The organism is Stenotrophomonas sp. STEN038, from assembly GCF_056759895.1.
The window spans coordinates 21,116-45,988 of record NZ_JBRRDW010000029.1; the positions used below are offsets into that span (position 1 = coordinate 21,116).

At 64.4% G+C, this 24,873-nt stretch carries 22 protein-coding genes; 17 read left to right on the forward strand and 5 right to left on the reverse strand.

Annotated features, from left to right (window positions below; translation table 11 throughout):
* Positions 1-10: 10 nt before the first annotated feature.
* A complete protein-coding gene (locus ACVOLS_RS13035; RefSeq protein WP_481545935.1) occupies positions 11-1,408 on the forward strand; it encodes an amidase in 1,398 nt (465 codons plus the stop codon).
* Positions 1,405-2,628: a CaiB/BaiF CoA transferase family protein gene (locus tag ACVOLS_RS13040; RefSeq protein ID WP_481545936.1), complete on the forward strand. Its 1,224-nt coding sequence runs from the start codon at positions 1,405-1,407 to the stop codon at positions 2,626-2,628. Before ACVOLS_RS13035 ends, ACVOLS_RS13040 begins: the two co-directional genes overlap by 4 nt.
* Before the next feature lie 197 nt (positions 2,629-2,825).
* Here the strand turns inward: ACVOLS_RS13040 and trmL are convergent, their stop codons facing one another.
* Both trmL and ACVOLS_RS13050 read right to left on the reverse strand, forming a co-directional pair.
* Positions 2,826-3,305, reverse strand: coding sequence for a tRNA (uridine(34)/cytosine(34)/5-carboxymethylaminomethyluridine(34)-2'-O)-methyltransferase TrmL (gene trmL, locus ACVOLS_RS13045; protein ID WP_057627589.1), 480 nt, complete (start codon positions 3,303-3,305; stop codon positions 2,826-2,828).
* Between the two features lie 37 nt (positions 3,306-3,342).
* Positions 3,343-3,747 carry a hypothetical protein gene (locus ACVOLS_RS13050; protein WP_303748720.1) on the reverse strand — a complete coding sequence of 135 codons (405 nt, stop codon included), beginning with the start codon at positions 3,745-3,747 and terminating at the stop codon, positions 3,343-3,345.
* Positions 3,748-4,100: 353 nt separating this feature from the next.
* On the opposite strand from ACVOLS_RS13050, the gene ACVOLS_RS13055 reads away from it, so the two are divergent.
* The 5 genes from ACVOLS_RS13055 to ACVOLS_RS13075 all read left to right on the forward strand — a co-directional run bounded on the left by ACVOLS_RS13055 (position 4,101) and on the right by ACVOLS_RS13075 (position 10,812).
* The gene (locus ACVOLS_RS13055) at positions 4,101-6,959 is read left to right on the forward strand and encodes a M16 family metallopeptidase (protein ID WP_481545937.1); all 2,859 of its coding nucleotides are present in this window, start codon (positions 4,101-4,103) and stop codon (positions 6,957-6,959) included.
* Between the two features lie 261 nt (positions 6,960-7,220).
* Entirely contained in the window at positions 7,221-7,538 is a 318-nt protein-coding gene (locus ACVOLS_RS13060; protein ID WP_303748722.1) for a DUF4156 domain-containing protein, read from the forward strand.
* A gap of 122 nt (positions 7,539-7,660) precedes the next feature.
* Complete coding sequence (locus tag ACVOLS_RS13065) at positions 7,661-8,677, forward strand: 3-oxoacyl-ACP synthase III (RefSeq protein ID WP_481545938.1); 1,017 nt, start codon at positions 7,661-7,663, stop codon at positions 8,675-8,677.
* A gap of 260 nt (positions 8,678-8,937) precedes the next feature.
* On the forward strand, positions 8,938-9,831 hold the full coding sequence (locus tag ACVOLS_RS13070) for an alpha/beta fold hydrolase (protein ID WP_481545939.1): 894 nt from the start codon (positions 8,938-8,940) through the stop codon (positions 9,829-9,831).
* A 291-nt stretch (positions 9,832-10,122) separates the two neighbouring features.
* On the forward strand, positions 10,123-10,812 hold the full coding sequence (locus tag ACVOLS_RS13075) for a phospholipase D-like domain-containing protein (protein ID WP_481545940.1): 690 nt from the start codon (positions 10,123-10,125) through the stop codon (positions 10,810-10,812).
* Positions 10,813-10,876: 64 nt separating this feature from the next.
* Here the strand turns inward: ACVOLS_RS13075 and ACVOLS_RS13080 are convergent, their stop codons facing one another.
* Positions 10,877-11,308, reverse strand: coding sequence for a YkgJ family cysteine cluster protein (locus ACVOLS_RS13080; protein WP_481512410.1), 432 nt, complete (start codon positions 11,306-11,308; stop codon positions 10,877-10,879).
* A gap of 104 nt (positions 11,309-11,412) precedes the next feature.
* Here ACVOLS_RS13080 and oleC point away from each other — a divergent pair, with 104 nt between their 5' ends.
* From oleC to ACVOLS_RS13100, 4 genes are all read left to right on the forward strand, one after another.
* Positions 11,413-13,056 (forward strand): olefin beta-lactone synthetase, encoded by a 1,644-nt coding sequence (oleC, locus tag ACVOLS_RS13085; RefSeq protein ID WP_481545941.1) that lies wholly within the window; start codon positions 11,413-11,415, stop codon positions 13,054-13,056.
* A gap of 289 nt (positions 13,057-13,345) precedes the next feature.
* Positions 13,346-13,732, forward strand: a complete 387-nt coding sequence (locus tag ACVOLS_RS13090) for an endonuclease domain-containing protein (protein WP_481545942.1) — start codon at positions 13,346-13,348, stop codon at positions 13,730-13,732.
* A 227-nt stretch (positions 13,733-13,959) separates the two neighbouring features.
* Positions 13,960-14,946, forward strand: coding sequence for a 2-alkyl-3-oxoalkanoate reductase (oleD, locus tag ACVOLS_RS13095; protein ID WP_481545943.1), 987 nt, complete (start codon positions 13,960-13,962; stop codon positions 14,944-14,946).
* 102 nt (positions 14,947-15,048) lie between these two features.
* On the forward strand, positions 15,049-15,204 hold the full coding sequence (locus tag ACVOLS_RS13100) for a DUF1328 domain-containing protein (RefSeq protein ID WP_282269396.1): 156 nt from the start codon (positions 15,049-15,051) through the stop codon (positions 15,202-15,204).
* Positions 15,205-15,279: 75 nt separating this feature from the next.
* Here ACVOLS_RS13100 and ddlA read toward each other — a convergent pair whose 3' ends face one another.
* Positions 15,280-16,383: a D-alanine--D-alanine ligase gene (ddlA, locus tag ACVOLS_RS13105; RefSeq protein ID WP_481545944.1), complete on the reverse strand. Its 1,104-nt coding sequence runs from the start codon at positions 16,381-16,383 to the stop codon at positions 15,280-15,282.
* Positions 16,384-16,659: 276 nt separating this feature from the next.
* Here ddlA and ACVOLS_RS13110 point away from each other — a divergent pair, with 276 nt between their 5' ends.
* From ACVOLS_RS13110 to ACVOLS_RS13120, 3 genes are read left to right on the forward strand one after another with little or no spacing between them, the layout of a single operon-like run.
* Positions 16,660-17,310, forward strand: a complete 651-nt coding sequence (locus tag ACVOLS_RS13110) for a ubiquinone biosynthesis accessory factor UbiJ (RefSeq protein ID WP_282273235.1) — start codon at positions 16,660-16,662, stop codon at positions 17,308-17,310.
* On the forward strand, positions 17,307-18,974 hold the full coding sequence (ubiB, locus tag ACVOLS_RS13115; protein WP_481545945.1) for a ubiquinone biosynthesis regulatory protein kinase UbiB: 1,668 nt from the start codon (positions 17,307-17,309) through the stop codon (positions 18,972-18,974). Before ACVOLS_RS13110 ends, ubiB begins: the two co-directional genes overlap by 4 nt.
* Complete coding sequence (locus ACVOLS_RS13120; RefSeq protein ID WP_481545946.1) at positions 18,971-19,714, forward strand: pseudouridine synthase; 744 nt, start codon at positions 18,971-18,973, stop codon at positions 19,712-19,714. The genes ubiB and ACVOLS_RS13120 overlap by 4 nt, the downstream gene beginning before the upstream one ends.
* Before the next feature lie 440 nt (positions 19,715-20,154).
* Here the strand turns inward: ACVOLS_RS13120 and ACVOLS_RS13125 are convergent, their stop codons facing one another.
* Positions 20,155-20,712 (reverse strand): DUF2059 domain-containing protein, encoded by a 558-nt coding sequence (locus ACVOLS_RS13125; RefSeq protein WP_481545947.1) that lies wholly within the window; start codon positions 20,710-20,712, stop codon positions 20,155-20,157.
* A 278-nt stretch (positions 20,713-20,990) separates the two neighbouring features.
* Between ACVOLS_RS13125 and ACVOLS_RS13130 the strand changes: the two genes are divergently transcribed.
* The 3 genes from ACVOLS_RS13130 to ACVOLS_RS13140 are packed head-to-tail and all read left to right on the forward strand — an operon-like array spanning position 20,991 to position 24,867.
* Positions 20,991-22,052 (forward strand): HEAT repeat domain-containing protein, encoded by a 1,062-nt coding sequence (locus ACVOLS_RS13130; protein ID WP_481545948.1) that lies wholly within the window; start codon positions 20,991-20,993, stop codon positions 22,050-22,052.
* Positions 22,049-23,572, forward strand: a complete 1,524-nt coding sequence (locus tag ACVOLS_RS13135; protein WP_481545949.1) for a glycosyltransferase family 2 protein — start codon at positions 22,049-22,051, stop codon at positions 23,570-23,572. Before ACVOLS_RS13130 ends, ACVOLS_RS13135 begins: the two co-directional genes overlap by 4 nt.
* 17 nt (positions 23,573-23,589) lie before the next feature.
* Positions 23,590-24,867: a YaiO family outer membrane beta-barrel protein gene (locus ACVOLS_RS13140; RefSeq protein ID WP_481545950.1), complete on the forward strand. Its 1,278-nt coding sequence runs from the start codon at positions 23,590-23,592 to the stop codon at positions 24,865-24,867.
* Positions 24,868-24,873: the final 6 nt, after the last annotated feature.

The window sequence follows — 24,873 nt, forward strand, 5'->3', positions numbered from 1 at the left end:
GGAAAGCCGTGTGAGCAAGGCCGATGCGCAGTTGTTGAGCTTGGATCTGACTGCACAGGCGGCCTTGCTGGCTGCCGGTGACGTCAGCTGTACCGAACTGATCGAGCAGCAGTTGGCAGCCATCGCTGCCAGCCAGGCGCAGGTCAACAGCTATATCCACATCGATGCGGAGGGCGCGCTGGCTGCGGCCGCGCAGTCGCAGCAACGTCGCCAGCGCGGCTTCGCGCGGCCTTTGGAAGGCCTGCCAGTCGCGGTCAAGGACAATATCGACGTTGCTGGCATGGTCACCACCGCCGGCATGGAAACCCGTCGCTACAGCGCGCCGGCCAGTGCCGACAATCCGGCCGTGGCCGCATTGCGCGCAGCCGGTGCGGTGATTGTCGGCAAGCTCAACATGCACGAAGCGGCGATGGGCGCCGACAACGACAACCCGTTCTACGGCGCCTGCCACAACCCGCACCGGCACGGTTACACACCAGGCGGTTCCAGCGGTGGCAGTGGCGCAGCGGTAGCGGCGGGTTTGTGTGCAACGGCGCTGGGCACCGACACCATGGGTTCGGTGCGCATCCCGGCCAGCTATTGCGGCGTGGTCGGGCTCAAGCCGAGCTGGGGTGCGATCAGTACGCGCGGTACGGTGGCCTTGTGCCGGCGGCTGGATCACATTGGCCCGCTGACGCGTTCGGCACGCGATCTGCGCCTGATGCTGCAGATCATGTCCGGCTTCGACCCGGATTGTGCGCAGTCGCGCCTTATCCATTTTGCTGCACCTGACATCGAAGGCCTGCGTATCGGCGTTGTCGATTTTGGTGATGCTGCCGACATTGCGCCCGATGTGCAGGCGGCGTTCGAGGATGGCCTGCGCGTGCTGGTTGGCTTGGGTCACAGCTTGCAGCCGGTGCCCGCACCAGCCTTCGCTTCGGCGCGCGCGCGTCGCGCCGGACTGCTGATGAGCGAAGCCGAACTGCTGGTCGAACATGCCGATGCCTGGGCTGGCGACCGCAGCAAATTCTCGCCATTGTTGACCAAGATGATGTCCTGGGCGGAAGGGCGCAGCGCCGCCGAGTTTGCCGCTGCCTCGCAGCTGGCCGATCGTGGCCAGGTGCAGCTGCAGCAGTGGCTGGCACGCTGCGATGTACTGGTGATGCCGACTGCGCCGCAGCGTGCATTCCCGTTCGGTACGCCTGCGCCGGCCAGCCAGGCCGACCTTACCGCCTACGCCAATCTGGCCGGCAATCCAGCCTTGTCGGTGCCGCTGCCGGTAGCGGCGGGGGAGTTGCCAGCAGGCATGCAGCTGGTCGGCAATGTGGGCGACGAACTCACGCTGATTGCGCTGGCGGAGGCCTTCCAGCACGCCATTGGCTGGCAGCCGGCGCTGCCGGAATCCTGCAAGACATGGTGGCCGAAATGAACCTGCTCGATGGCGTTCGCGTTCTCGACCTGTCGCGCATCCTTGCCGGACCGTGGGCGACGCAGGTGCTGGCCGATTTCGGCGCCGATGTCATCAAGGTCGAGCGCCCCGGCGTGGGTGACGACACCCGCAGTTGGGGCCCGCCGTATCTGCAGGATGCCGATGGCAATGACAGCAGTGAGTCCGCGTATTACCTGTGCGCCAACCGCGGCAAGCGCTCGGTCGCGATTGATTTCACCACCGGGGAAGGGCAGGCGCTGCTGCGCGAGCTGGTCGTGCACTGCCACGTGCTGGTGGAGAACTACAAGGTCGGTGGCCTGAAGAAGTACGGGCTGGATTTTGCCAGCCTGCGGGCCATCAACCCCAAGCTGGTGTACTGCTCGATCACCGGCTACGGCCAGGACGGGCCGTATGCGCAGCGTGCCGGCTACGATGCGGCGATCCAGGCCATCGGCGGACTGATGAGCGTCACCGGCGAACCGGATGGCGCGCCCGGGGCCGGCCCGCAGAAAGTAGGTGTAGCCGCGACCGATCTGATGACCGGCATGTATGCGGCGACGGCGATCCTGGCCGCGCTACGCCATGCCGAGCGTACCGGCGTTGGCCAGCAGATCGATCTGGCGTTGTTGGATACCCAGGTCGCATGGCTGGCCAACCAGGCCTCCAACTATCTGATCGGCGGCGTGGTGCCGACCCGGCAGGGCACGGCGCATCCGAACATCGTGCCGTACCAGGTGATGCCGGCCGCTGATGGCTATTTCATGCTGGCGGTTGGCAATGACGGTCAGTTCGCACGCCTTTGCGAGGTGATTGGCGAGCCTGAGCTGGCGCTTGATCCACGCTATGTCACCAATAACGCCCGGGTTGCGAACCGCGAGCTGCTGGTGCCGCATCTGCAGCAGGTATTGCGCACGCGACCGGCGGCCGAGTGGTTGGCGGCGCTGGAGAAGGCGGTTGTACCGGCCAATCCGGTCAATCGGATTGATCAGGTGTTTGCCGACCCGCAGGTGCAGGCGCGTGGTTTGCGGATTGAGTTGCCGCATGCCGGTGGTGGCAGCGTGGCGATGGTGCGTAATCCGCTGAAGTTCTCGGCAACGCCGTTGCGTTATGAGCAGGCTGCGCCGGTATTGGGGCAGCACACCTCCGAGGTGTTGGGAGAGGTGCTTGCTGTTGATGGTGAGCGGCTGCGGGTATTGCGGGAGTTGGGGGTGGTTGGGTGAGGCTTGTTGGCGGTCGGAGTCGGTAGTGCCGAGCCATGCTCGGCAGGGGCGTTGCCGATGCAGCATCAAACCTGTGGGAGCGGCGTGAGCCGCGAAGCTGGCAGCACCGGAATCACCGGCATGCCAGCAATCGGACAGATTCATAGCTTCGCGGCTGACGCCGCTCCCACAACAATACAAAAGCAGGTCGGCGCCAATCACGCGCCGCCAGGGAACCCCTGCTGCCGCCACGCCTCATACACCACCACGGCGACCGAGTTGGACAGGTTCAAGCTGCGGTTGTTGGGCTGCATCGGCAGGCGCAGGCGATGACCATCGGGCAGGGAATCAAGCAGATCCTGCGGCAGGCCACGGGTTTCCGGGCCGAACAGGAAGGCATCGCCATCGGCGAACTGCACGGTGTCATAGCGGACGCTGGAGCGGGTACTCAATGCAAACAAACGCTTCGGGGCGATGCGCGCCAAGGCGGTTTCCAGGTCCGGATGGACCTGCATCTGTGCGTACTCGTGATAGTCCAGGCCGGCGCGCTTTAGCTGCTTGTCACTGAGGTCGAAACCCAAAGGCTCGATCAGGTGCAGCCGCGCGCCGGTGTTGGCGCAGAGCCGGATCACATTGCCGGTGTTCGGCGGGATCTCGGGCTGGTAAAGCACTACATCGAAAACAGGGGCAGAAGTCATCGGCGCAGTTTACGCCGGGTGGTGCGGCAAGGCTGGTTTAGTTCGAAACCAGACCCTGCGCGACGACCTTGCCGATGGCTTCGGCAGCAGCTTCAGCAGCCATGGCCTGCACCTGTTCCACGTCCGGGCGGACGGTGATGGCCGGCAACGAGACCATCCACTGGCCGGCGCGGGTGCCGATGGCGACCGGGCTGGCGGAGGCCAGCTGGCTGGCGGTCTGTTCGGCCATCAGCTCGACGATCTGGCCGACGGTCGGGCGAACCTGCACGACAGCCAGGGTCGGGATGTTGCTGTTGGCCTCGTGCTGGGCCTGCGCCAGCTGGTCGGCGGAAGGACGGACCTGCACGGTGTCCAGGGTGACGATATCCGAAGCCTGTACCGAAGAAACAAAGCCGGTGCTGGCGACGAGGGCGATGGCAAGGGCGAGAGACTTGGCGTTCATGGCGGGACCTGTTTGGTGTGTGTGGGCAGTGGTGTGGTAGTAATGTAGTACAGTGAATTTCGTAGTGCAAGAACTTTCTTTATTTTTTTTGATTTGTTCAGCAATCAGTCATTTATCGTCTGAAGTGATCTGGCTGCGAGTAATAGGCAGCAGGATGCGTGCCAATCACATCTGATTGATAAATAAGGGTTTGTTGTTCTTGGAAAGTGTCCGCTGTCCGGACACTCGCCGCGTCTGCAGTGACCGGACGGACACCGGTACAGCTGCTTCGTTACCCATGACGCATGGCGTATGCCGATGTGACGGCGCCCGGTTAGGATCTGCGTTCACCTTCATACCCAAACGGAAATGGAATGAACGCAGCTATGCCCCGCACCGCCTTGTTGACCCTGGCCCTGAGTGCCGCCCTGGGCGGATTCGTTGGCGCCCCGCTGGTTGCGGAGGCCAAGCCGGCCGCCGCCGCCGCTGCGTCGGTCGATATCCCGTATGAAGAATTCACCCTGCCGAACGGCTTGCGCGTGGTGGTGCACACCGACCGCAAGGCACCGATCGTGGCGGTGAACATCTGGTACCACGTTGGTGCCAAGGACGAACCGGCCGGCCGTACCGGCTTCGCGCATCTGTTTGAGCACTTGATGTTCCAGCGCAGCGAAAACCACGACGGCGAGTTCTTCGAACCCTTCAAGCAGGTCGGCGCCACCGACCAGAACGGCACCACCAATACCGACCGCACCAACTATTTCCAGAACGTGCCGACCACCGCGTTGGACATGGCGCTGTGGATGGAATCGGACCGCATGGGTCACCTGGTGGGCGCCATCGACCAGGCTGCACTCGATGAGCAGCGCGGCGTGGTGCAGAACGAAAAGCGCCAGGGTGAGAACCAGCCTTACGGCCAGGTCTGGGACAAGCTGACCCGCGCCATGTACCCGGCAGGCCATCCGTACCACCACGGCGTGATCGGTTCGATGAACGATCTCAACGCCGCCTCGCTGGACGACGTCAAGACCTGGTTCCACACCTGGTATGGCCCGAACAACGCGGTGCTGGTGCTGGCCGGTGACATCGACGTGGCCACCGCCAAGGAAAAGGCCGCCAAGTTCTTCGGCGACATCCCGGCCGGCCCGACCATGGCGCAGCCGGCGGTGAACGTTGCGCAGCGCGCTGCCACCACCCGCGAAGTGATGACCGACAAGGTGCCGCAGGCGCGCATCTACCGTGCCTGGAACGTGGCCCAGGTCGGCACCACCGATATTGATCAGCTCGACCTGTTCTCCTACGTGCTGGGCGGCGCCAAGTCCTCGCGTCTGGATCAGCGCTTGCTGCACAAGGACAAGCTGGTCGACAACATCAGCGCGATGACCGATGCCTCGCAGCTGGGCTCCAACTTCCTGATCATGGCCACGGTCAAGCAGGGCGTGGACCCGGCCAAGGTCGAGGCGGCCATCGACGAAGAACTGAAGCGTCTGATCGCCGAAGGCCCGACCGCCGATGAACTCGAGCGCGCCAAGGTGCAGACGCGTGCCAGCTTCGTGCGCGGCATCGAGCGTATTGGTGGCTTCGGCGGCAAGGCTGACGCGCTCGCACAGTGCGCCGTCTACGAAGGCAACCCGGGCTGCTTCCGCACCTCGCTGGCCAATGTGGACGCTGCTACCGCTGCAGACGTCAAGGCAGCAGGTGCCAAGTGGCTGGGCGTGGGCGACCACACCCTGGTGGTCGAGCCGGGCGAGCGCGTTGCCTTGGCCGAGCTGCCGTCGGTCAAGCCGGCGCCGTTCAACGTGCCGGCCGTGGACAGCAAGTACACCACGCTGCCGAGCCAGGTCGACCGCAGCGCCGGCGTGCCCAAGACCACCAGCTTCCCGGAACTGAAGTTCCCGCAGCTGCAGCGCGCCACGCTGAAGAACGGCACCAAGGTGGTGCTGGCCGAGCGCCATGATGTTCCGGTGGTGCAGTTCAGCTATGAGTTCCCGGGTGGCTTCACCGCCGACCGTGGCCGCAAGCCGGGCACCGCCAACTTCACCATGGGCATGCTGGACGAAGGCGCTGGCCAGCTCGGCTCGCTGGCGTTCGCAGATGCGGTGGAAAGCCTGGGTGCAAGCGTCAATGCGGGTGCGTCGCTGGACGGTTCCAGCGTGTACCTGTCGGCACTGAAGGAAAACCTGGCACCGTCGCTGGCGCTGTACGCCGACGTGGTGCGTGCACCGCGTTTCGAGCAGAACGAGATCGACCGCATCAAGGCCACCTGGATTGCTGGCATCCAGCAGGAAAAGGCGCAGCCGAACGCGGTGGCGATGCGCGTGCTGCCGCCGCTGCTGTACGGCGCTGGCCACCCGTATGCGATTCCGTTCACCGGCAGCGGCAACGAAGCGGCAATCCAGTCGCTGACCCGCGAAGACCTGACTTCCTTCCACAAGCAGTGGATTCGCCCGGAAGGCGCCACCCTGATCGTGGTCGGTGACACCACCTTGAAGGACCTCGTGCCGCTGCTGGAGCGCAGCTTCGGTGACTGGAAGGGCGAGGGTGCGCGGCCGAAGGTTGAGGCCCTGACCAATGTGGATCGCCCGCAGGCATCGCGCGTGTTCCTGATCGACCAGCCGGGCGCGGTGCAGGCCAACCTGTTCGCCGGTCAGGTCGCGCCGTCGACGATGGATGCGGGCACCACCCGCTTCGACATCGCCAATGGCGTGCTGGGTGGCGACTTCACCTCGCGCCTGAACATGAACCTGCGTGAGGACAAGCATTGGTCCTACGGCGCGCGTTCGAGCGCTTCCAATGCACTGGGCCAGCGCCCGTGGATGGCGGTTGCACCGGTACAGATCGACAAGACCGGTGAGGCGATGAAGGAAATGAACGCCGAGATCAGCCAGTTCGCCAGCGGCCAGCGTCCGCCGACCGATGCCGAGGTCAACCGCATCCGCAACATCCAGACGCTGAGCCTGCCCGGTGCCTACGAAACCGCATCGGCGGTGATGAGCACCATCGGCGGCATCGTGCGTTACGGCCGTCCGGACGACTACGTGTTCAAGCGCAAGGCCGAGATCGAAGCGATGACCCCGGCGCAGGTGGCCGAGGCAGCCAAGATCCTTGATCCGTCCAAGTTGACCTGGGTGGTGGTAGGCGACCTGAAGCAGACCGAGGCCCCGGTGCGCGCACTGAAGCTGGGCGAAGTGACCGTGATCGACGCCGACGGCAAGCCGGTGGAAAAGAAGTAAGCGACAGGACGCAGCCCACCGCCTCGGCTTAAGCCCCTCTCCCGCACGCGGGAGAGGGGTTGGGGTGAGGGCAGCCGTTCGCTGGTAAAACCCCTGCCGAGCATGGCTCGGCACTACATTTCCGCCCCCTCCCTTTCGCGCAGCGAAGGGGAGGGCTGGGGAGGGGTAGGTTTTGCTTTTGCCGCGCACCAAATCACAGGGATCACCACCTGTTCATCCATTCCCGGCACAATCCCTGCTGATCTTCACAAGGAATAGTCCATGCGCGTCCTGCTTTTGTCCGCCCTGATCGCCAGCACCGCCGCCTGCACCTGGGTGCCGATTGAATCCAGCGGCAAGACCGTGCGCGTATTGCCAGCAGGTCCGGTTGCGCCGGGCTGCGTGACCAAGGGCGAGATCGTGGTCTCGGTAAAGAGCAAGGTCGGCTTCTACAACCGCAACCCGCTGCGCGTGCAGGAAGAACTGGAAACCCTGGCCCGCAACGAAGCCCCCAGCGCCGGTGCCAATGCCGTACAGGCCAGCGGCCAGCCTGCCGATGGCAGCCAGCGTTTTGCTGCCTTCCAGTGCCCGCCGCGCTGAGGTTCCAGGCCGACTGACGGTCCCGGCGGCTCCATACGCCGGGCCGCCGATTTGTAAAGATGCGGTAAAAATGCGCAGGCGCTAGAATGGCGACCCCTTCGCCTGAGTCTTGGCGCTTTCTGATGCCTTTTCAAAATGTCTCGATCGCGGGACTGGCGCACATTGATGCGCCGCATACGCTGACCTCAAAGGAAATCAACGAGCGGCTCCAGCCCACGCTGGAACGCCTGGGCATTCGTGCCGACGTGCTTGGCGATATCGCCGGCATCCATGCGCGCCGCCTTTGGGACCAGGGTACGCAGGCCTCGGACGTCGCCACGCTGGCTGGCCGCAAGGCGCTGGAAGATGCCGGTATCACCGCCGACATGGTGGGCCTGCTGATCAACACCTCGGTCAGCCGTGATTACCTGGAACCGTCCACCGCTTCGATCGTGTCCGGCAACCTCGGCATCGGCGAAGACTGCGTCACCTTCGACATCGCCAACGCCTGCCTTGCCTTCATCAATGGCATGGACATGGCGGCGCTGATGTTGGAGCGCGGCGACATCGACTATGCGTTGATCGTCGACGGCGAAACCTCCAACCTGGTCTATGAAAAGACCCTGGAGCGCATGATGTCCCCGGACATCACCGCCCAGCAGATGCGTGACGAAGTCGCTGCGCTGACCACCGGTTCCGGTGCGGCTGCAATGGTGATGGCGCGCTCTGAGCTGGTGCCGGACGCCCCTCGCTACAAGGGCGGCGTGACCCGTGCAGCCAACCAGTGGAACAAGCTGTGCGTGGGCAACCTGGACCGCATGGTCACCGACACCCGCATGCTGCTGATCGAAGGCATCAAGCTGGCCACCAAGACCTTTGAAGCCACGCGCGTCGCGCTGGGCTGGGCGGTGGAGGAGATCGACCAGTTCGTGATCCACCAGGTCAGCCAGCCGCATACCAATGCCTTCATCAAGGCCTTCGGCATCGACCCGAAGAAGGTGATGACCATCTTTGGTGAGCACGGCAACATCGGCCCGGCTTCGGTACCGATCGTGCTGAGCAAGCTGCGTCAGCTGGGCAAGCTCAAGAAGGGCGACCGCGTCGCGCTGATGGGTATCGGCTCGGGCTTGAACTGCACGATGGCCGAGGTGGTCTGGTAACAAGGCCGTGGCCTGACGGCTTCGCTTCCGCAGGAGGCGCAATTGTCAGTTCGCAGGTTTTTCCCTTCTCCCCTTGCGGGAGGAATAAAGGGCCTGCCCCCGCGAAGGCGGGGGTGCCCGAAGGGCGGAAAAGGGGAAGCGTGCGCAGCATGCAAGCGCCGGGAGTTCGAGCGGCTGTTCAAGGTCCTCCACTCCGGCCAACCCTCTCCCCAACCCCTCTCCCGGCGGGAGCGGGGCTTAGCAGCCGCAGGTGCGACCCGATGAACAAACTCCCCGGTTACCCCAGCAAGACTCACCGCTTCGAAGTCCGCCCCGGCTTGTCGATGAACTACATCGATGAAGGCCCGCGCGACGGTGAGGTGGTGGTGATGCTGCACGGCAACCCGTCGTGGAGCTACCTGTGGCGTCACCTGGTCAACGGCCTCAGCGACAAGTACCGCTGCATCGTGCCGGACCACATCGGCATGGGCCTGTCCGACAAGCCCGATGACAGCCGCTACGAATACACCTTGCAGTCGCGTGTGGATGATCTGGACGCGCTGCTCAAGCACCTGGGCATCACCGGCCCGGTGACGCTGGCCGTGCACGACTGGGGCGGCATGATCGGCTTCGGCTGGGCGTTGTCGCACCACGAGCAGGTCAAGCGCCTGGTGATCACCAACACCGCCTCGTTCCCGCTGCCGCCGGAAAAGCCGATGCCGTGGCAGATCGCCATGGGCCGGCACTGGAAGCCGGGCGAATGGTTCATCCGTACCTTCAATGCGTTCTCGTCCGGTGCCTCGTGGCTGGGCGTGAGCCGGCGCATGCCGGCCGATGTGCGCCGCGCCTATGTGTCGCCGTACAACAACTGGGCCAACCGCATTTCAACCATCCGCTTCATGCAGGACATCCCGCTGTCGCCAGCCGACAAGGCATGGTCGCTGCTGGAGCGTGCGGCGGCGGCGCTGCCGTCGTTCGCCGATCGCCCGGTGTACATCGCCTGGGGCCTGCGTGACATCTGCTTCGACCATCACTTCCTGGCCGGCTTCCGCAAGGCGCTGCCGCAGGCGGAAGTGACCGAATTCGAAGATGCCAACCACTATGTGCTGGAAGACAAGCACGAAGTGATCGTACCGGCGGTAAGAGCCTTCCTGGAGCGCAACCCGCTGGGGTGAGCTGGGGCTTGTGGGAGCGCGGGCACCTGTAGGAGCGGCGTAAGCCGCGAAGCAAGGGATAGACCCGCTACGGCTAGCTCTGCATCCTGCAAGCCGTTGTCTGGCGTTTCGCGCAAACCGCGCGCGATGCCTGCTTCTGCTCCCTCCCTTGCGCCGAAGGCGGAGGGGAGGGTTTGGGAGGGGTAGCTTTTGCGGCCGTTCTCTTGGCACCAGCTTCGCGGCTTACGCCGCTCCTACAGAGGCGCGCACGGGTGTGCGAAGCTCTGTGCTTCTTAGCACAGGGAGTGAAGAATGGATTTCGACAGCCTGGACCGGCAGTTGCGTGACAGCGCGCAGGACCTCAGCTTGAGCAACGAGGAGCGCTCCGCACTACGCGAACTTGGCGCGGAACTACCGCCCGACCGCCTGCGCTTCCTGCGCAACCGCGCCTTCGATATCGCCCGCGAGCAGGTCGCTGCCAATCCAGGCGAAGCGCTGCCAATGCTGAAATGGGTTGAACAGGTAGTGCGCACGCTGGACGTCAATGCAGGCCCAGTCGAAACCCTGACCAGCACCTATTTCTCCCCGGGCGATGCCTGCATGCAACGGCTGCGCGCGCTGTGCGCCGGAGCCAAGCAGACATTGGATATCTGCGTGTTCACCATCTCAGACGATCGTCTCAGTGGCGTGATCCTGGACGCGCACAAGCGCGGCGTGGTGGTGCGCATCATCAGCGACAACGACAAGGTCTACGACGATGGGAATGACATCCGCCGTCTGAATGATGCGGATATTCCGGTGCGGGTGGACCACAGCGAATACCATATGCACCACAAGTTCGCGCTGTTCGACGGCAAGGTGCTGGCCAATGGCAGTTTCAATTGGACGCGCACCGCGACCGAGCACAACGATGAGAATCTGGTGGTCAGCAACGACCGCAATCTGGTGCGCAGCTTCGCGCAGCAGTTCGAGGTGTTGTGGGGGCGTTACAAGGCGCTTTGAGGCTGCGCAGTGGCGGTGTCGTCGAGGTCACTCCCGTCCTTGCAGGAGTAACCAGTCCACATCCTCAAGCCGCAATCGGCGTATTCGGCGGTGACGACGGGCTGTTGCCATTGTCGTCCGGATGATCGTCGTCATTGTCGGCACCATCGCGCCAGCGCCAGTCGGCCAGCGTCAGTGCCGGCATGCCGTGGGCGATACGCGCGCGGTCGCACTGCGAGCTGGCCTTGCCGTACTCCCAGGAAGCATCCACCTCGCGGCATACGCTGGGCCGGTTCGGGTGGATGGTGCAGCGTGAGTACACGCCGATCTCCGAATCCAGGGCCACGCAGCGGATCGGGTCCGAGTAGGTGCCCTGCATGCACAACCGGTGCGGATCCAGGCGCTGGGTCAGCTGGTGGGGCACGCCGCCTTCGGTGACTTCGTCCGATTCCATCCAGTGGAAGGCAACACGGTATTGGGTGCAGCAGGCGCCGCAGGTCAGGCAGGGATGGGGCATGGGAGACCGGCCTTGGCGGCAGGAATAGGACAAAAGGAAGGTGGGAAATTTTCCACGGTGACGGCCTGCGCGCAAGATTTTTCTGCATTGGCGACAATAGGAAGATGAACGAAACCTGCAATATCGCCGCGCGCCTGCCCGAGCTGGCGCGTGAACGGCCCTCCCAGATCGCCATCCGCTGCCCCGGCAAGCCCGCCGCCAACGGCATGGCCGCCTACGACGTGACCCTGGATTACCGCACGCTGGATGCCCGCAGCGACGCCATTGCCGCTGGTTTGGCGGCAAACGGCATCGGCCGTGGGGTGCGTGCGGTGGTGATGGTGCGACCGGGGCCGGAGTTCTTCCTGCTGATGTTCGCCCTGTTCAAGATCGGCGCGGTGCCGGTGTTGGTCGACCCCGGCATCGATAAGCGCGCGCTGAAGCAGTGCCTGGACGAAGCGCGGCCGCAGGCCTTCATCGGCATCCCCTTGGCCCAGTTTGCGCGGGTGCTGCTCGGCTGGGCCAAGGCGGCCAGGATCAGGGTCACCGTTGGCCGGCGTTGGGGCTGGGGCGGCGTCACGCTGGCGAAGATCGAGGCCGATGGCGCAGGCGCGGGCAGCCAGCTGGCCGCCACCGCGCCGGACGATGTGGCCGCGATCCTGTTCACCAGCGGCTCCACCGGCGTACCCAAAGGCGTGGTCTACCGCCATCGCCACTTCGTCGGCCAGGTGGAACTGCTGCGCAATGCCTTCGGCATGCAGCCCGGCGGTATCGACCTGCCGACCTTCCCGCCGTTCGCGCTGTTCGACCCGGCGCTGGGCCTGACTTCGGTGATTCCGGACATGGACCCGACCCGGCCGGGTAGCGCCAATCCGCGCAAGCTGCACGATGCCATCGCCCGTTTCGGCGTGACCCAGCTGTTTGGTTCACCGGCCTTGATGCGGGTACTGGCCGAGCACGGCCAGCCGCTGCCAACAGTGACCCGCGCCACTTCGGCGGGTGCCCCGGTGCCGCCGGAGATCGTGTCCAAGATCCGCTCGCTGATGCCGAAGGATGGCCAGTTCTGGACGCCGTATGGCGCCACTGAATGCCTGCCGGTTGCGGTGATTGAAGGCCGCGAACTGGTCGAAACCCGTGGTGCTACCGAGGCCGGTGCTGGCACCTGTGTGGGTCGCGTGGTCGCGCCGAATGTCGTGCGCGTCATTGCCATCACCGACGAGCCGATTGCTGATTGGAGCGGCGTGCGCGAACTGCCCGCTGGTGAGGTGGGAGAGATCACGGTGGTTGGCCCGACCACCACCGACAGCTATTTCAACCGACCGCAGGCCACGGCCGCAGCCAAGATCCGCGAAGTGCTGGCCGATGGCAGCGAACGCATCGTGCACCGCATGGGCGATGTGGGTTGGTTCGATGCTGACGGGCGGTTGTGGTTCTGCGGGCGCAAGACGCATCGGGTCGAGACGGCGGCAGGGCCGCTGTATACCGAGCAGGTGGAACCGGTGTTCAACACTGTGGCCGGTGTGCGGCGTACGGCTTTGGTGGGTGTTGGTGCATTGGGTCAGCAGGTGCCGGTGCTGTGTTACGAGCCGCTGCCGGATCAGCATTCCGGTGAGATCGAAAAGCAATTGAGGATCATGGCATTACGTCATCCGGGTTTTGCCGGCATTGAGTACTTCCTGCGCCATTCGAGCTTTCCCGTGGATATTCGCCACAACGCCAAGATCGGGCGCGAGAAGCTGGCGGTGTGGGCGCAGGCGCAGTTGAGTTGAGCTGGAAGGCTTGAAGCACTAGCAATAGCAAGAGCACTCCTCCCAACCCTCCCCTTCGCTACGCGAAAGGGAGGGCTAAAGCGTTGCCCCCTCCCTTTGCCGCAGGCGAGGGGAGGGCCGGGGAGGGGGGCTGTTGCTCCCTCCCTTGCGCCGAAGGCGGAGGGGAGGGTTGGGGAGGGGTAAAGCGCAGTGCTGTTTGAGTCGAAGGACAGCCCGAATCCAGCTATTCCCTGACAGGCTCTCATCGCCAGCAACCGCAGGTTTTCCGTACAGAAAACGGAGAGCCGCAATGGACAAGCTGCGAAGGCGCGCCAGAGCCCTGCGCAACGCACCCACCGATGCCGAAGGCCGCCTGTGGCAGCAACTGCGCCGACGCCAGTTGGCGGGCTATCGCTTCCGCAGACAGATGCCCTTGGCCGGCTATATCGCCGACTTTGTCTGCCTGGAGGCGAAGCTGATCGTCGAGTTGGACGGTGGGCAGCATCTTGAGCAAGTTGCCTATGACCAGCGACGCACCGAAGTGCTGCAGGGCTTGGGCTTCCGGGTGCTGCGCTATTGGAACGACGAGGTGCTGCAGCGGATGCCGGCGGTATTGGAGGATATCTTGCGGCCGTTGGTGCACGGCGAAGAGCACCCCTCCCAACCCTCCCCTTCGCTACGCGAAAGGGAGGGCTAAAGCTTTGCCCCCTCCCTTTGCCGCAGGCAAGGGGAGGGCTGGGGACGGGGGCTTTGGCTCCCTCCCTTGCGCCAAAGGCGGAGGGGAGGGCTGGGGAGGGGTAGAGCTTCCAGTCACCAACATCAACAATCCACCCACACACGACTACTGCGATACTGACGTACAAATCTCAATGCTTCCGACGCGGCCAGTCGGCGCGGAAGCCCAGCAACAGAGCGATCAAACGAATGAAGATTCTGGTTACCGGTGGTGGTGGTTTTCTCGGTCAGGCCCTGTGCCGTGGCCTGGTCGAACGCGGCCATCAGGTGCTGAGCTTCAATCGCGGCCATTACCCCGCGTTGCAGGAAATCGGGGTCGGCCAGATCCGTGGTGACCTGGCCGATGCCAATGCCGTGCATCACGCCGCCGCCGGCGTCGATGCCATCTTCCACAACGCCGCAAAGGCTGGAGCTTGGGGCAGCTACGACAGCTACTTCCAGGCCAATGTGGTCGGCACCCGCAATGTGCTTGCCGCCTGCAAGGCGCATGACATACGCCGCTTGGTCTACACCTCAACACCCAGCGTCACCCATCGCGCTACCCATCCGGTCGAAGGCCTGGGGGCGGATGAAGTGCCTTACGGCGAGGACTTCCAGGCGCCGTATGCCGCCACCAAGACCATCGCAGAGCAGGAAGTGCTGGCCGCCAATGGCGCCGATCTGGCAACCATTGCGTTGCGCCCGCGCCTGATCTGGGGCCCGGGCGACAACCAGCTGGTGCCGCGCCTGGCCGAACGCGCGCGCGCCGGTCGTCTGCGTTTTGTCGGCGATGGCACGAACAAGGTCGATACCACCTTCATCGACAACGCCGCGCAGGCGCACTTCGATGCCTTCGATCATCTGGTGGTTGGCGCGGCCTGCGCTGGCAAGGCCTACTTCATTTCCAACGGGGAGCCGCTGCCGATGCGCGAGCTGCTCAACCGCCTGCTTGCAGCGGTGGGCGCGCCTGGCGTGGAGAAGTCGATCTCGTTCAAGACCGCGTACCGCATCGGCTCGGTCTGCGAAAAGCTGTGGCCGCTGCTGCGCTTGTCGGGCGAGCCGCCGATGACGCGTTTCCTGGCCGAGCAGCTGTGCACGCCGCATTGGTATTCGATGGAGCCGGCACGTCGCGATTTCGGCTACGTGCCCAAGGTTTCGATCGAGGAAGGGTTGCGCCGGTTGGCGGCGGCTTCCTGAATGGACAGCGCCGTCATCATCCGGCGCTAACGTTCCTGTCACCGTATCGCGACCGGCGATTGCCGAGTATGGACCCCTGATTCCAAACCGAGGACCCAGCCCATGCTGCATTACGCCGTCGTTTTCTTCGTCATCGCCATCATTGCCGCCGTACTCGGCTTCAGTGGCATTGCCGGTGCGGCCAGCAATATCGCGTGGATCCTGTTCGTCGTCTTCCTGATCCTTGCGGTGGTGTCGATGTTCCGCAAGAAAGGCTGATCGTTCCTGACGCCAGAAACAGAACGGCCCGCATCCTCGCCGAGGGTGCGGGCCGCGTCGTTTCAGTAACTTCGATCAGGCCGAAGTGCTGATCGAGCTGCGCAGGTTCCTGTCCGCAGCGTGGCGCTCCAGCGCCAGCTCGATCAGGCGCGTGATCAGTGCGGTATAGCCCAGCCCGCTTGCGCCCCACAGCTTGGGATACATGCTGATCTTGGTGAAACCGGGCAGGGTGTTCAGTTCGTTGATGACGACGTCGCCAGCCTCGGTGAGGAACACGTCCACGCGCGCCATGCCGATGCAGTCCAGCGCCTGATAGGCGCGCACGGCGATCTCGCGGATGCGCTGCTGCGCATCGGCAGCGATATCGGCCGGGATCACCGTCTCCGCGCCGCTGGCGCTGATGTACTTGGTGTCATAGGCGTAGAAGTCGTCATGCAACACCACTTCGCCGCAGACGCTGGCTTCGGGCACATCATTGCCCAGCACCGCACACTCGATCTCGCGGCCGACGATCGCCGATTCCACCAGCACCTTGTGATCGAACGACAGGGCGAGCGCCATCGCGGTGGCGAACTCGTCGGCATTGCGCACCTTGCTCACGCCCACCGAGGAACCCTGGTTGGCCGGCTTTACGAACAGCGGCAGGCCGAGCTGTGCGACCAGTGCAGCGTAGTCGGCGCGTGCAGCAGTGACATGATTGAAGCAGGCAAACGGCGCCACCGCCAAGCCGGCATCGCGCAGCAGGCGCTTGGCCATGTCCTTGTCCATCGCCGCGGCTGCACCCAGCACGCCAGGGCCGGCGAAGGGCAGGTTCAAGGTGCGCAGCAGGCCCTGCAAGGTGCCGTCTTCGCCGAGGGTGCCGTGCACGATCGGGAACACCACATCCAATTGCGGCACTTCGCGACCATCGGCAGCCAGCAATTGGCCGCGCTCTGCGCCGGGCAGTACCGACAGCACCGGGCCGGAGGTGTCCAGCGCGATGCGCTTGGGATCATCGGCATTGAGCAGGAAGCCGGCCGCATCGCACAGGTGCCACAGGCCCTGCTTGTCCACGCCGATCAGGCTGACGTCGAAACGTTCCTTGTCCAGCGCGTCGAAGATGTTCTTCGCCGATTGCAGCGAGACCTCGTGCTCGGCCGAACGACCGCCGAAGATGATGCCAACCCGGGTCTTGCCCATTGCCTGTGTGCTCCTGACGCTGTGTTTGGTGGTGTCTGCATAGCATGAACTCAAACGCCGCGATTCGGGAATAGGGAGTGGCGGCTGGTTTCAAGCTGTAACGGGCGGCTCGGGACGCGCGGTTCATTGAGCGCGGCGACCAGCTGGTGCGGCTTGCCGCCGAAAGCGCGGTTCCACGCACAAGGCGCTGGTACATGAACAAATCCTGTGCTGGCGAGGCGTCCGCTCCCCGCCGCCATCCAATCTCCAATCCCGCCCCTCCGGTAGAATGCCCGCATGCCTGCATCCCCCCTCAAAATGATCAAGCCGCTGGCCGGCCGTGCGCTGGAAGTGGCCTTGAACCGCGCGCTGGCGCTGGACCCGGATACCCGCACCGCGCTGGCCTCGCTCGATGGCCAACGCATCGCCCTGACCCTGGAATCGCCGTCGCTGGCGATGCAGATCGGGGTCGCCGGTGAACGCCTGACCGTGGGCCCGGTGGACCCATCGCTGGAGCCCGACCTGGCCGTGCGCAGCACGCTGGGCGGGGTGCTGGCGCAGCTACCCTTCCTTGCCAATGCACGACGTGGCAACAGCGCGCCTGCTGGGCGGGTCAAGGTCTCCGGCGATGCCGAGCTGGCGCGCCGCCTGCAGCAGCTGGCCACCCGTTTTGATCCGGATTGGCAGCAGCCTTTTGTCAAAGCCTTTGGCGAGATCCTCGGCGTGCAGATCGCGCAGACCCTGCGTGCAGCCCTGCTGCAGGCCAGGCGCAGCGCCAAGGATCTGGCCGAAACCGCCGCCGAATACGTTACCGAGGAGTCGCGTGATGTCGTTGCCCGTGCCGAGCTGGATGCCTTCCATGATGATGTGGACGTGATCCGCGATGACGTCGAACGCATGGCCGCGCGCATCGCGCGCCTGCGTCAGCGCGCCGGGGGTGCCGCATGAAGGCGACCCGAGCCATGTTCCGCGCCAGCCGCATCGGCCGGGTGATCCTGCGCTACCGGCTGGATGACCTGCTCGACGGCACTCCGGTTGAACGTTGGCTCGGCATCGCCAAACCGTTCGTGCCGCGTGCCAGCGCCGATATCGCCTCGCAGTCGCGCGGTGCGCGTCTGCGCCTTGCGCTGCAGGAGCTGGGCCCGATTTTCGTCAAGTTCGGCCAGATCCTGTCCACCCGCCGCGATCTGGTGCCGCCGGATGTCGCTGCCGAGCTGACCTTGCTGCAGGACCGGGTCAAGCCCTTCGATGGCGAGCGCGCGCTGCAGATCGTCGAGCAGGCGCTGGGCCTGCCGATCACCGAAGCCTTCGCCAGCTTCGACACCACGCCGCTGGCCTCGGCCTCGATCGCGCAGGTGCATGCAGCAACGCTGGACGATGGTCGCCAGGTCGTCGTCAAGGTGTTGCGCCCGGATATCGAGAAGCAGATCGCCGGTGACATCGCCCTGCTCAAGTCGCTGGCCGCATTGGTCGAGCGCACCCATCCGCGCGCCGACAAGATCCGCCCGCGCGAAGTGGTGGCCGAGATCGAAACCACCCTGGCGGCAGAGTTGGACCTGCAGCGCGAAGGCGCCAACGCCAGCGTGCTGCGCCGCTTCTGGGAAAACTCGGACGACCTGTACGTTCCGGAAGTGATCTGGAGCCACACCGCCGAGCGCGCGCTGACGTTGGAGCGGGTCTGGGGCATTCCCTCCGACGACATCGTCGCGCTGGACAAGGCCGGCATCGACCGCAAGGCGCTGGCCGCCAAGGGCGTGCGCGTGTTCTACACGCAGGTATTCCGCGACAACTTCTTCCATGCCGATGCACACGCCGGCAACATCTGGGTCGACATCGATCCGGCGCGCCGCGACAACCCACGCTTCATCGCGCTGGACTTCGGCATCATGGGCCAGCTGTCGGAAGAGGATCAGTTCTACCTCGCCGAAAACTTCATGGCCATCTTCAACCGCGATTACCGCCGCATCGCCGAGCTGCACCTGCAGGCGCAGTGGATGCCGAACACGGTGCGCATCGACGAGCTGGAAGCCGCTGTGCGTGCGGTCTGCGAGCCGTACTTCACCCGTCCGCTGTCGCAGATTTCGCTGGCCGAAGTGCTGATGAAGCTGTTCCGCACCGCCCAGCGTTACCAGCTGACCCTGCAGCCGCAGCTGATCCTGCTGCAGAAGACGCTGTTGAACATCGAAGGCGTTGGCCGCCAGCTCGACCCCAACCTGGACATCTGGGAAGTGGCCAAGCCGGTGCTGGAGCGCATCCTGCGTGAGCGTTACAGCCCGCGCCGCGCGCTGAAGGAACTGCGCAAGCGCCTGCCGGAAATCATGACCCAGGCCCCGGACATGCCGGCCCTGCTGCACAGCTGGCTGCGCCAGCAGGTAGAGGGCAAGCATGAGCTGGCGATGCGCTCGCAGGACATCGTCAACCTCGAAGGTACGCTGCAGCGCATGCAGCGTCGTGTGGTAACTGCCGTTGCTGGCGCCGGTTTGATGGTGGTTTCGGCGTTGTTGTACGGCCTGGAAGCGGGCGGTCCGCAGTTCGCCTCGGTTCCGTTGTGGTCGTGGGTGACCGGCGCGGTTGGTGCGATTGCGGTCGCTTCGGCATGGTTGCGTCGATGAGTGATGTTGTCGATGAGGCAGTGGAAGCAGCGGTAGTTTTTGAACCGCTGCCGCTGTTGTACGAAGACCAGTGGTTGGCGGTGGTCAACAAGCCTGCGGGGTTGATGGTCCACGACAGCAAGCTGGCGCGCGGCGAAGATGACTTCCTCGCTGACCGCCTGCGCGAGCAGTTGGGCAAGCCGATTTTCCTCGTGCACCGGCTGGACCGTGCAACCAGTGGTTGCCTGCTGCTGGCCTTTGATCGCGAAAGCGCCAGCACCTTGGGCAAGACGCTGATGGGCGGCGAGGTGGAGAAGGATTACCTGGCGGTGTGTCGAGGCTGGCCGGCGGAGGATGCGTTCACCGTCGATCATGATCTGGACGGTGGCCCCGGCAAGCCGGTCAAGAAGCAGGCCATCACCCACTTCCAGAAGCTGCTGGAAGGCGAGTTGCCGATTCCCTCGACGGGCTTCCCGACCTCGCGTTACGCGCTGCTGCGTTGCCAGCCGCAGACCGGGCGTTTCCGGCAGATCCGTCGGCACCTCAAGCACATGTTCCACCACATGATCGGCGACACCAGCCACGGCGACGGGCGGCACAACCGCACGTTCCGCATGCAGGGCGTGCACCGCATGCTGCTGCACGCCGAACGTCTGGCCTTCCCGCACCCGCAGGACGGCCGCCGCATCGAAGTGCGCGCACCACTGGACCGCGAGTTCCAGAAGGCGATGGACCTGTTCAACTGGAAGCTACCGGACTGAGGTAGTGCCGAGCCATGCTCGGCAGGAGCCTCACACGTAGTGCCGAGCCATGCTCGGCAGGGGCTTTCCCAAAGATCCATCAGCTCCTGTAGGAGCGGCATAAGCCGCGAAGCCCATAAACCAGCAGGTTGCAGAAACGCTGGTGATTCCAGCGTTGCCAGCCTCGCGGCTTACGCCGCTCCCACAAAAGCCAAAGCAGCAACGCACCCCGCCGTTGTAGTGCCGAGCCATGCTCGGCAGGGGCCTTCCCCAGAAACCCATCAATATGCGCGGAATTGTAGGAGCGGCGTAAGCCGCGAAGCCCACAAATCATCAGATTGCGGGAAGACGGGTGATTGCAACATTGCCAGCTTCGCGGCTTACGCCGCTCCTACAGAAACAGGGCGGCTTTACCGGCAAGGCCCCCTTGCCGAGCATGGCTCGACACTACCGCTGGGCGCTTATTTGACTTCGCTGTTGATCTTCTCCAGGTCCTTCTGCAGGTCGGCCATCAGCGGGGTCATCTTCTGCTGGATGGCGACCATCAGGTTCTGCATCAGCGCCGGGGTCTTGTCGAGCAGGCTCTGGCCGGCCGGGCTCTCGTAGAACTCGGCCATCGCCAGCACGTCCTCCTTCGAGAACGACTGCTTGTACAGATCCACATACATCGGCCGCATCTGCGACCAGGCCAGCGCCTGCCGCAAGGTCTGCGAGGTGCGCTGCTGGATGCGCTGCAATCCCGCCTTCTGCTCCGGGGTGAGCGGTTGCTTCTGGGCGATCTCGGCGAACTGCTGCGCCTGCATGGCTTCCATCTGCGGCAGCATCGCGTCGAGCATGTTCTGGGCGCGGGAGGCGGCCAACAGGCGGTTGACGTCGGCATCGGTGGCAGGGGTCGCCCATGCCGGTGCGATGCCGGCAAGCAACAGGCTGGCGGTGACCAACAGGGGGGCGCAACGGGTACGAAGGGTCTGGCGGCAGCGCTGCATGGATCGTCCTTGTGAGGGGCTGGGCTTGAGCATAACCGCGGCCTTGCCAGGGCTGAAGACAGGCTTTGGGCCTTCCAGGGCAGGTGGTCAGGCAACTGCGAGTGGCGAAGTGCGCTGTAGCGCATTGTTTTTAATGAAAAATTTACATCTTACGATCCTGCTTAACATAATTTGATGACGGGAACCTTACTGAAATTGCGAAAAATAGAGACGGAAGTCACGTTTCTATCTATGCTTGGCACCAGGAGTTGTACTCAGGGGGGGTTACGTGGTCTCGCAAGCCACGTACCCGCAACAAGTAGGGAACTGCGATGGACAGTCTGTTCGAGGGGCCGACCGTACTCGTCGTGGCCAGCTGGGTGGCGATTCTCACCCTGCTGTTGGCCACCGTACTGCTGTTGATCATTGTTTTTCTGCGGGTAAGGGCGCAGCGCCGGGAAAGGCGCGACACCCAGGCCCGGCAGTACTGGAACGATGTTCTGCAGCGCGAGCTTGCCGGTGAAACCGTGCCCGTGCACCGATTGCAACGCGATGAGGTCATAGGCTTCATCGAAGCGTGGAACAGCGTCTGCGAGAGCCTGCCGGAAGCGTCGGTACGGCGGCTGGCCCCGCTGGGTCATCGGGTCGGTCTGGAGGAGGCGGCGCACCGCATGTTGCGCGGCAGCTACCACGACCGCGCCATGACCATCATTGCCTTGGGCCATCTGCGCGACCGGCATCTTTACGACCTGCTGGCCAAATTCCTCAACGATCGCAGCCCCATCGTCTCGCTGTGCGCAGCACGGGCGTTGGCGCAGGTGGATCCGCCGCGCGCCATGTCCGCCTTCGTGCCGATGATCACCGAGCGCGAAGATTGGGTGCCAGGCAGCGTGGCGCGGATTCTGGCCGAGAACGAGGACGGCAGTGCCGCTCGCGAGATCAGCAACGCGCTGTTGCGTGCCAATGCCGATTCCACCGTGAAGCTGGTGCGCTTCCTTGCCGACATCGATCCGCAGCGTGCGGCAGTGGTGGTGCGGCAACTGCTGGAAGGGCATGTGGATGACCACATCATTTCGGTCTGCCTGCAGCTGATCAACGATCGCCAGGATCGCGAGCGCGTCATTGGTTTCCTCACGGCGTCGCGTTGGCATGTGCGCATGCACGCCGCAGCGGCGCTGGGCCGCATCGGCGAGCTTGGCGACGCCGGGCGACTGGAAGCGCTGCTGTCGGACAGCGTCTGGTGGGTGCGTTATCGCACCGCGCAGGCCTTGTTCGGTTTGCCGGGCATGGGTGCCGACGCACTGCGTGAAATGCAGTCGCGGCAGAGTGATGGCTACGGGCGCGACATCATCGAACAGGTGCTGTCCGAGAACGCGATGAGGAGTGCGACATGAACGCTTATTGGCAGATGCTGGTGAGCTACGTGCAGCAGATTCCCTGGGTGAGTATCGCCGACTCGCTGCAGTGGTTCTTCATGGCCTACTTCGTCGCGATCAACCTGGCCTACCTGCTGCTGAACTACATCTCGGCCTACCAGATCGTGCGCTACATGCGCGAGTACCGGGCCAATTACCTGCCGGCCGGTCTGCGCGAGTACCAGCCGCCGGTGAGCATCATCCTCCCGGCGTACAACGAAGAAACCTCGGTGGTTTCCTCGGTGCGCTCGCTGCTCAAGACCAGCTACCCGGCGTTCGAGATCGTGGTGGTCAACGATGGCTCCAGCGACCGGACCCGCGATGCGCTGATAGAGGCATTTGGTCTGGTGCGGGTGCCCGAGGCCTATCGCACGCGCCTGCAGACCGAGCCGGTGCACGGGGTGTATGCGTCGGCAAGTTGCCCGCGCGTGCGCATGGTCGACAAGGCCAATGGCGGCAAGGCTGATGCGATCAACGCCGGTATCAACTGCGTGCGCTATCCGCTGTTCTGTGTGGTTGATGCCGACAGCATCCTGCAGCCGGAGAGCCTGTCGCGGGTGGTGCGGCCGTTCCTGGAAGACAGCCGCGTGGTCGCCAGCGGTGGCGTGGTGCGTGTGCTCAATGGCTGCACCGTGCGTGACGGCATGCTCGACAAGATCGGCCTGCCCAATAGTTGGCTGCCCAGCTTCCAGCTGGTGGAATACCTGCGCGCCTTCCTGTTTGGACGCATGGGTTGGTCGCCGATGAACGCGCTGCTGATCATCTCCGGCGCCTTCGGTGTGTTCTACAAGGAGCGGGTGATCGCCATCGGCGGGTATCGCACCGACACCGTCGGCGAGGACATGGATCTGGTGATCCGCCTGCACCGCAACCTGCGCGAGGAAAAGCGCGACTACCGCATCGTGTTCGTGCCCGACCCGGTGTGTTGGACCGAGGCCCCCACCGACCTGGCATCGCTGCGCAGCCAGCGCATGCGCTGGCAGCGTGGTCTGGCCGAAAGCCTGTGGACCAATATCGGCATGCTGTTCAACCGCCGCAGTGGTGCCGCCGGCTGGGTGGCGTTCCCGTTCATGCTGTTCTTCGAGTTCCTGGGGCCGATCATCGAGGTCGTGGGCTATGTCTCGATGATCGTGCTGGCCCTGTGCGGGCTGGTGCAGCTGGATGTGTTCCTGATCTTCCTGGCCGCGGCCGTCGGCATGGGCATCCTGCTCTCGGTCAACGCGATGCTGCTGGAGGAATTGTCTTTCGGTCTGTACTCGCGGCCGGCGCAGCAGCTGCGTCTGTTCGTGGTGGCGATCCTGGAAAACTTCGGCTACCGCCAGGTGAACTCGGTGTGGCGGTTCTCCGCCACCATCCGCTGGATGTTCACCCGTCGCAAGCGGCATAGCTGGGGGCGCATCAGTCGTGATGGTTCCTGGCAGCAGAGCCACAAAGAGGAAGTGCCGGTGGCGGTGGCAGTTGCATCGTCAGTGATCAGCGAATCGAGTATCAACAAATGATTTCCAGGAACCGTTCCATGACCCAGCACCATCCCCTCCGTGCTCCGCGGCATGTGCTGTCGCGTTGCCTGTTGCTCGCCCTGGCCGCTGCACCGCTGTTGGCGTCCGCCCAGGAAGCGCCGGACAGCCTGACCCTGCAGCTGCAGCAGATCCGCGAGCAGTCCGACGCCAACAATCGAGCGGCAACGATTGCCCGCTACAGCGCGCTGCTGGGCGAGCATCCTGGCAATGGCGATGTGCTGTTGGCGCGTGGCCGCACCTACGCCTGGGACGGCCAGTACCCTGCCGCGGAGGCCGATCTGCAGCAGGTAGTGAAGAACAGCCCGACCTATGCCGACGCCTGGTCGGCACTGGGCGACATGTACCGCTGGAGCGACCGTCCGCAGCAGGCCGCCGACGCGTACTCGCGTTGGGTGGAGCTGGCACCGCAGGACCCGGCAGCACGCATCGCGCGTGGCCGTGAACTGCGTGCGCTAGGCCAGATCGCTGCAGCGCGTGCCGATTTCGACGCCGCTGCCACGCTGGGCGCGGATCCAAAGGAAATCGCCGAGCTGCGCCTGAGCCTGTTGCCGCGCATGGCCAACCCGGACGCGGTGGCCGCCGATGGCTACCGCTGGGGGGCAAGCCTGGGCTGGGACCACACCCGCTTCAGCGGTGACCGCCAGAGTTGGAACGACAACGACCTGACCCTGCGCCGCTATTTCCCGCGGGGCTCGTTGGGACTGGAACTGCTGCGCGCCGATCACTTCAATACGTCAGACACAGCCTGGGCGCTGGATGGCTATGCACCGCTATGGTCGCGTGCCTACGCAAACCTGCGTTACCAGCGCGGTCCGTCCAGCGGCGTGCTGCCCAAGCAGAGCTGGCGCGTGGAAGTGTTCCAGGGCGTGGGCAATGGCTGGGAGCTGTCGGCCAGCGTCGATCAACTGCGCTTCTCCGACACCACCGAGTTCTACGGTGTTGGCGTCGGCCGCTACGTCGGCAACTGGTATGGACGCTACAAACTGCAGCACGTGCCGGGCGTCGGTTCGGGCAGCTGGAGCCATCGCGTGTTGCTGCGCAATTACTACAAGGGCGATGCCGACGATTATCTGGAAGTCAGCGTCAGCAGCGGCCGCAGCACCGACCTGGATCGCTTCGGCGGCGTGGTGCGTGACAACAACGCCGCCATTGGCGTTGCGTGGCGGCATCAGGTCACACCCAACTGGGGCTTCAAGCTGGGCGCCGGTTATGCCGACGACGACAGCGGCTTCGATGAGCAGCGCCTGTCCGGTTCCATCTATACGCGCTGGTAAGGGAGC

Excerpts from the sequence above, each read along its gene's own strand:
- ACVOLS_RS13075 (WP_481545940.1), top strand. The coding sequence starts at position 10,123 with ATGGATTTCGACAGCCTGGACCGGCAGTTGCGTGACAGCGCGCAGGAC.
- ACVOLS_RS13130 (WP_481545948.1), top strand. The coding sequence starts at position 20,991 with ATGGACAGTCTGTTCGAGGGGCCGACCGTACTCGTCGTGGCCAGCTGG.
- ddlA (WP_481545944.1), bottom strand. The coding sequence starts at position 16,383 with ATGGGCAAGACCCGGGTTGGCATCATCTTCGGCGGTCGTTCGGCCGAG.
- ACVOLS_RS13125 (WP_481545947.1), bottom strand. The coding sequence starts at position 20,712 with ATGCTCAAGCCCAGCCCCTCACAAGGACGATCCATGCAGCGCTGCCGC.
- ACVOLS_RS13055 (WP_481545937.1), top strand. The coding sequence starts at position 4,101 with ATGAACGCAGCTATGCCCCGCACCGCCTTGTTGACCCTGGCCCTGAGT.
- oleC (WP_481545941.1), top strand. The coding sequence starts at position 11,413 with ATGAACGAAACCTGCAATATCGCCGCGCGCCTGCCCGAGCTGGCGCGT.
- ACVOLS_RS13100 (WP_282269396.1), top strand. The coding sequence starts at position 15,049 with ATGCTGCATTACGCCGTCGTTTTCTTCGTCATCGCCATCATTGCCGCC.
- ACVOLS_RS13135 (WP_481545949.1), top strand. The coding sequence starts at position 22,049 with ATGAACGCTTATTGGCAGATGCTGGTGAGCTACGTGCAGCAGATTCCC.
- ACVOLS_RS13060 (WP_303748722.1), top strand. The coding sequence starts at position 7,221 with ATGCGCGTCCTGCTTTTGTCCGCCCTGATCGCCAGCACCGCCGCCTGC.
- ACVOLS_RS13120 (WP_481545946.1), top strand. The coding sequence starts at position 18,971 with ATGAGTGATGTTGTCGATGAGGCAGTGGAAGCAGCGGTAGTTTTTGAA.
- ACVOLS_RS13140 (WP_481545950.1), top strand. The coding sequence starts at position 23,590 with ATGACCCAGCACCATCCCCTCCGTGCTCCGCGGCATGTGCTGTCGCGT.
- trmL (WP_057627589.1), bottom strand. The coding sequence starts at position 3,305 with ATGACTTCTGCCCCTGTTTTCGATGTAGTGCTTTACCAGCCCGAGATC.
- ACVOLS_RS13050 (WP_303748720.1), bottom strand. The coding sequence starts at position 3,747 with ATGAACGCCAAGTCTCTCGCCCTTGCCATCGCCCTCGTCGCCAGCACC.
- ubiB (WP_481545945.1), top strand. The coding sequence starts at position 17,307 with ATGAAGGCGACCCGAGCCATGTTCCGCGCCAGCCGCATCGGCCGGGTG.
- ACVOLS_RS13110 (WP_282273235.1), top strand. The coding sequence starts at position 16,660 with ATGCCTGCATCCCCCCTCAAAATGATCAAGCCGCTGGCCGGCCGTGCG.
- oleD (WP_481545943.1), top strand. The coding sequence starts at position 13,960 with ATGAAGATTCTGGTTACCGGTGGTGGTGGTTTTCTCGGTCAGGCCCTG.
- ACVOLS_RS13040 (WP_481545936.1), top strand. The coding sequence starts at position 1,405 with ATGAACCTGCTCGATGGCGTTCGCGTTCTCGACCTGTCGCGCATCCTT.
- ACVOLS_RS13090 (WP_481545942.1), top strand. The coding sequence starts at position 13,346 with ATGGACAAGCTGCGAAGGCGCGCCAGAGCCCTGCGCAACGCACCCACC.
- ACVOLS_RS13065 (WP_481545938.1), top strand. The coding sequence starts at position 7,661 with ATGCCTTTTCAAAATGTCTCGATCGCGGGACTGGCGCACATTGATGCG.
- ACVOLS_RS13080 (WP_481512410.1), bottom strand. The coding sequence starts at position 11,308 with ATGCCCCATCCCTGCCTGACCTGCGGCGCCTGCTGCACCCAATACCGT.
- ACVOLS_RS13070 (WP_481545939.1), top strand. The coding sequence starts at position 8,938 with ATGAACAAACTCCCCGGTTACCCCAGCAAGACTCACCGCTTCGAAGTC.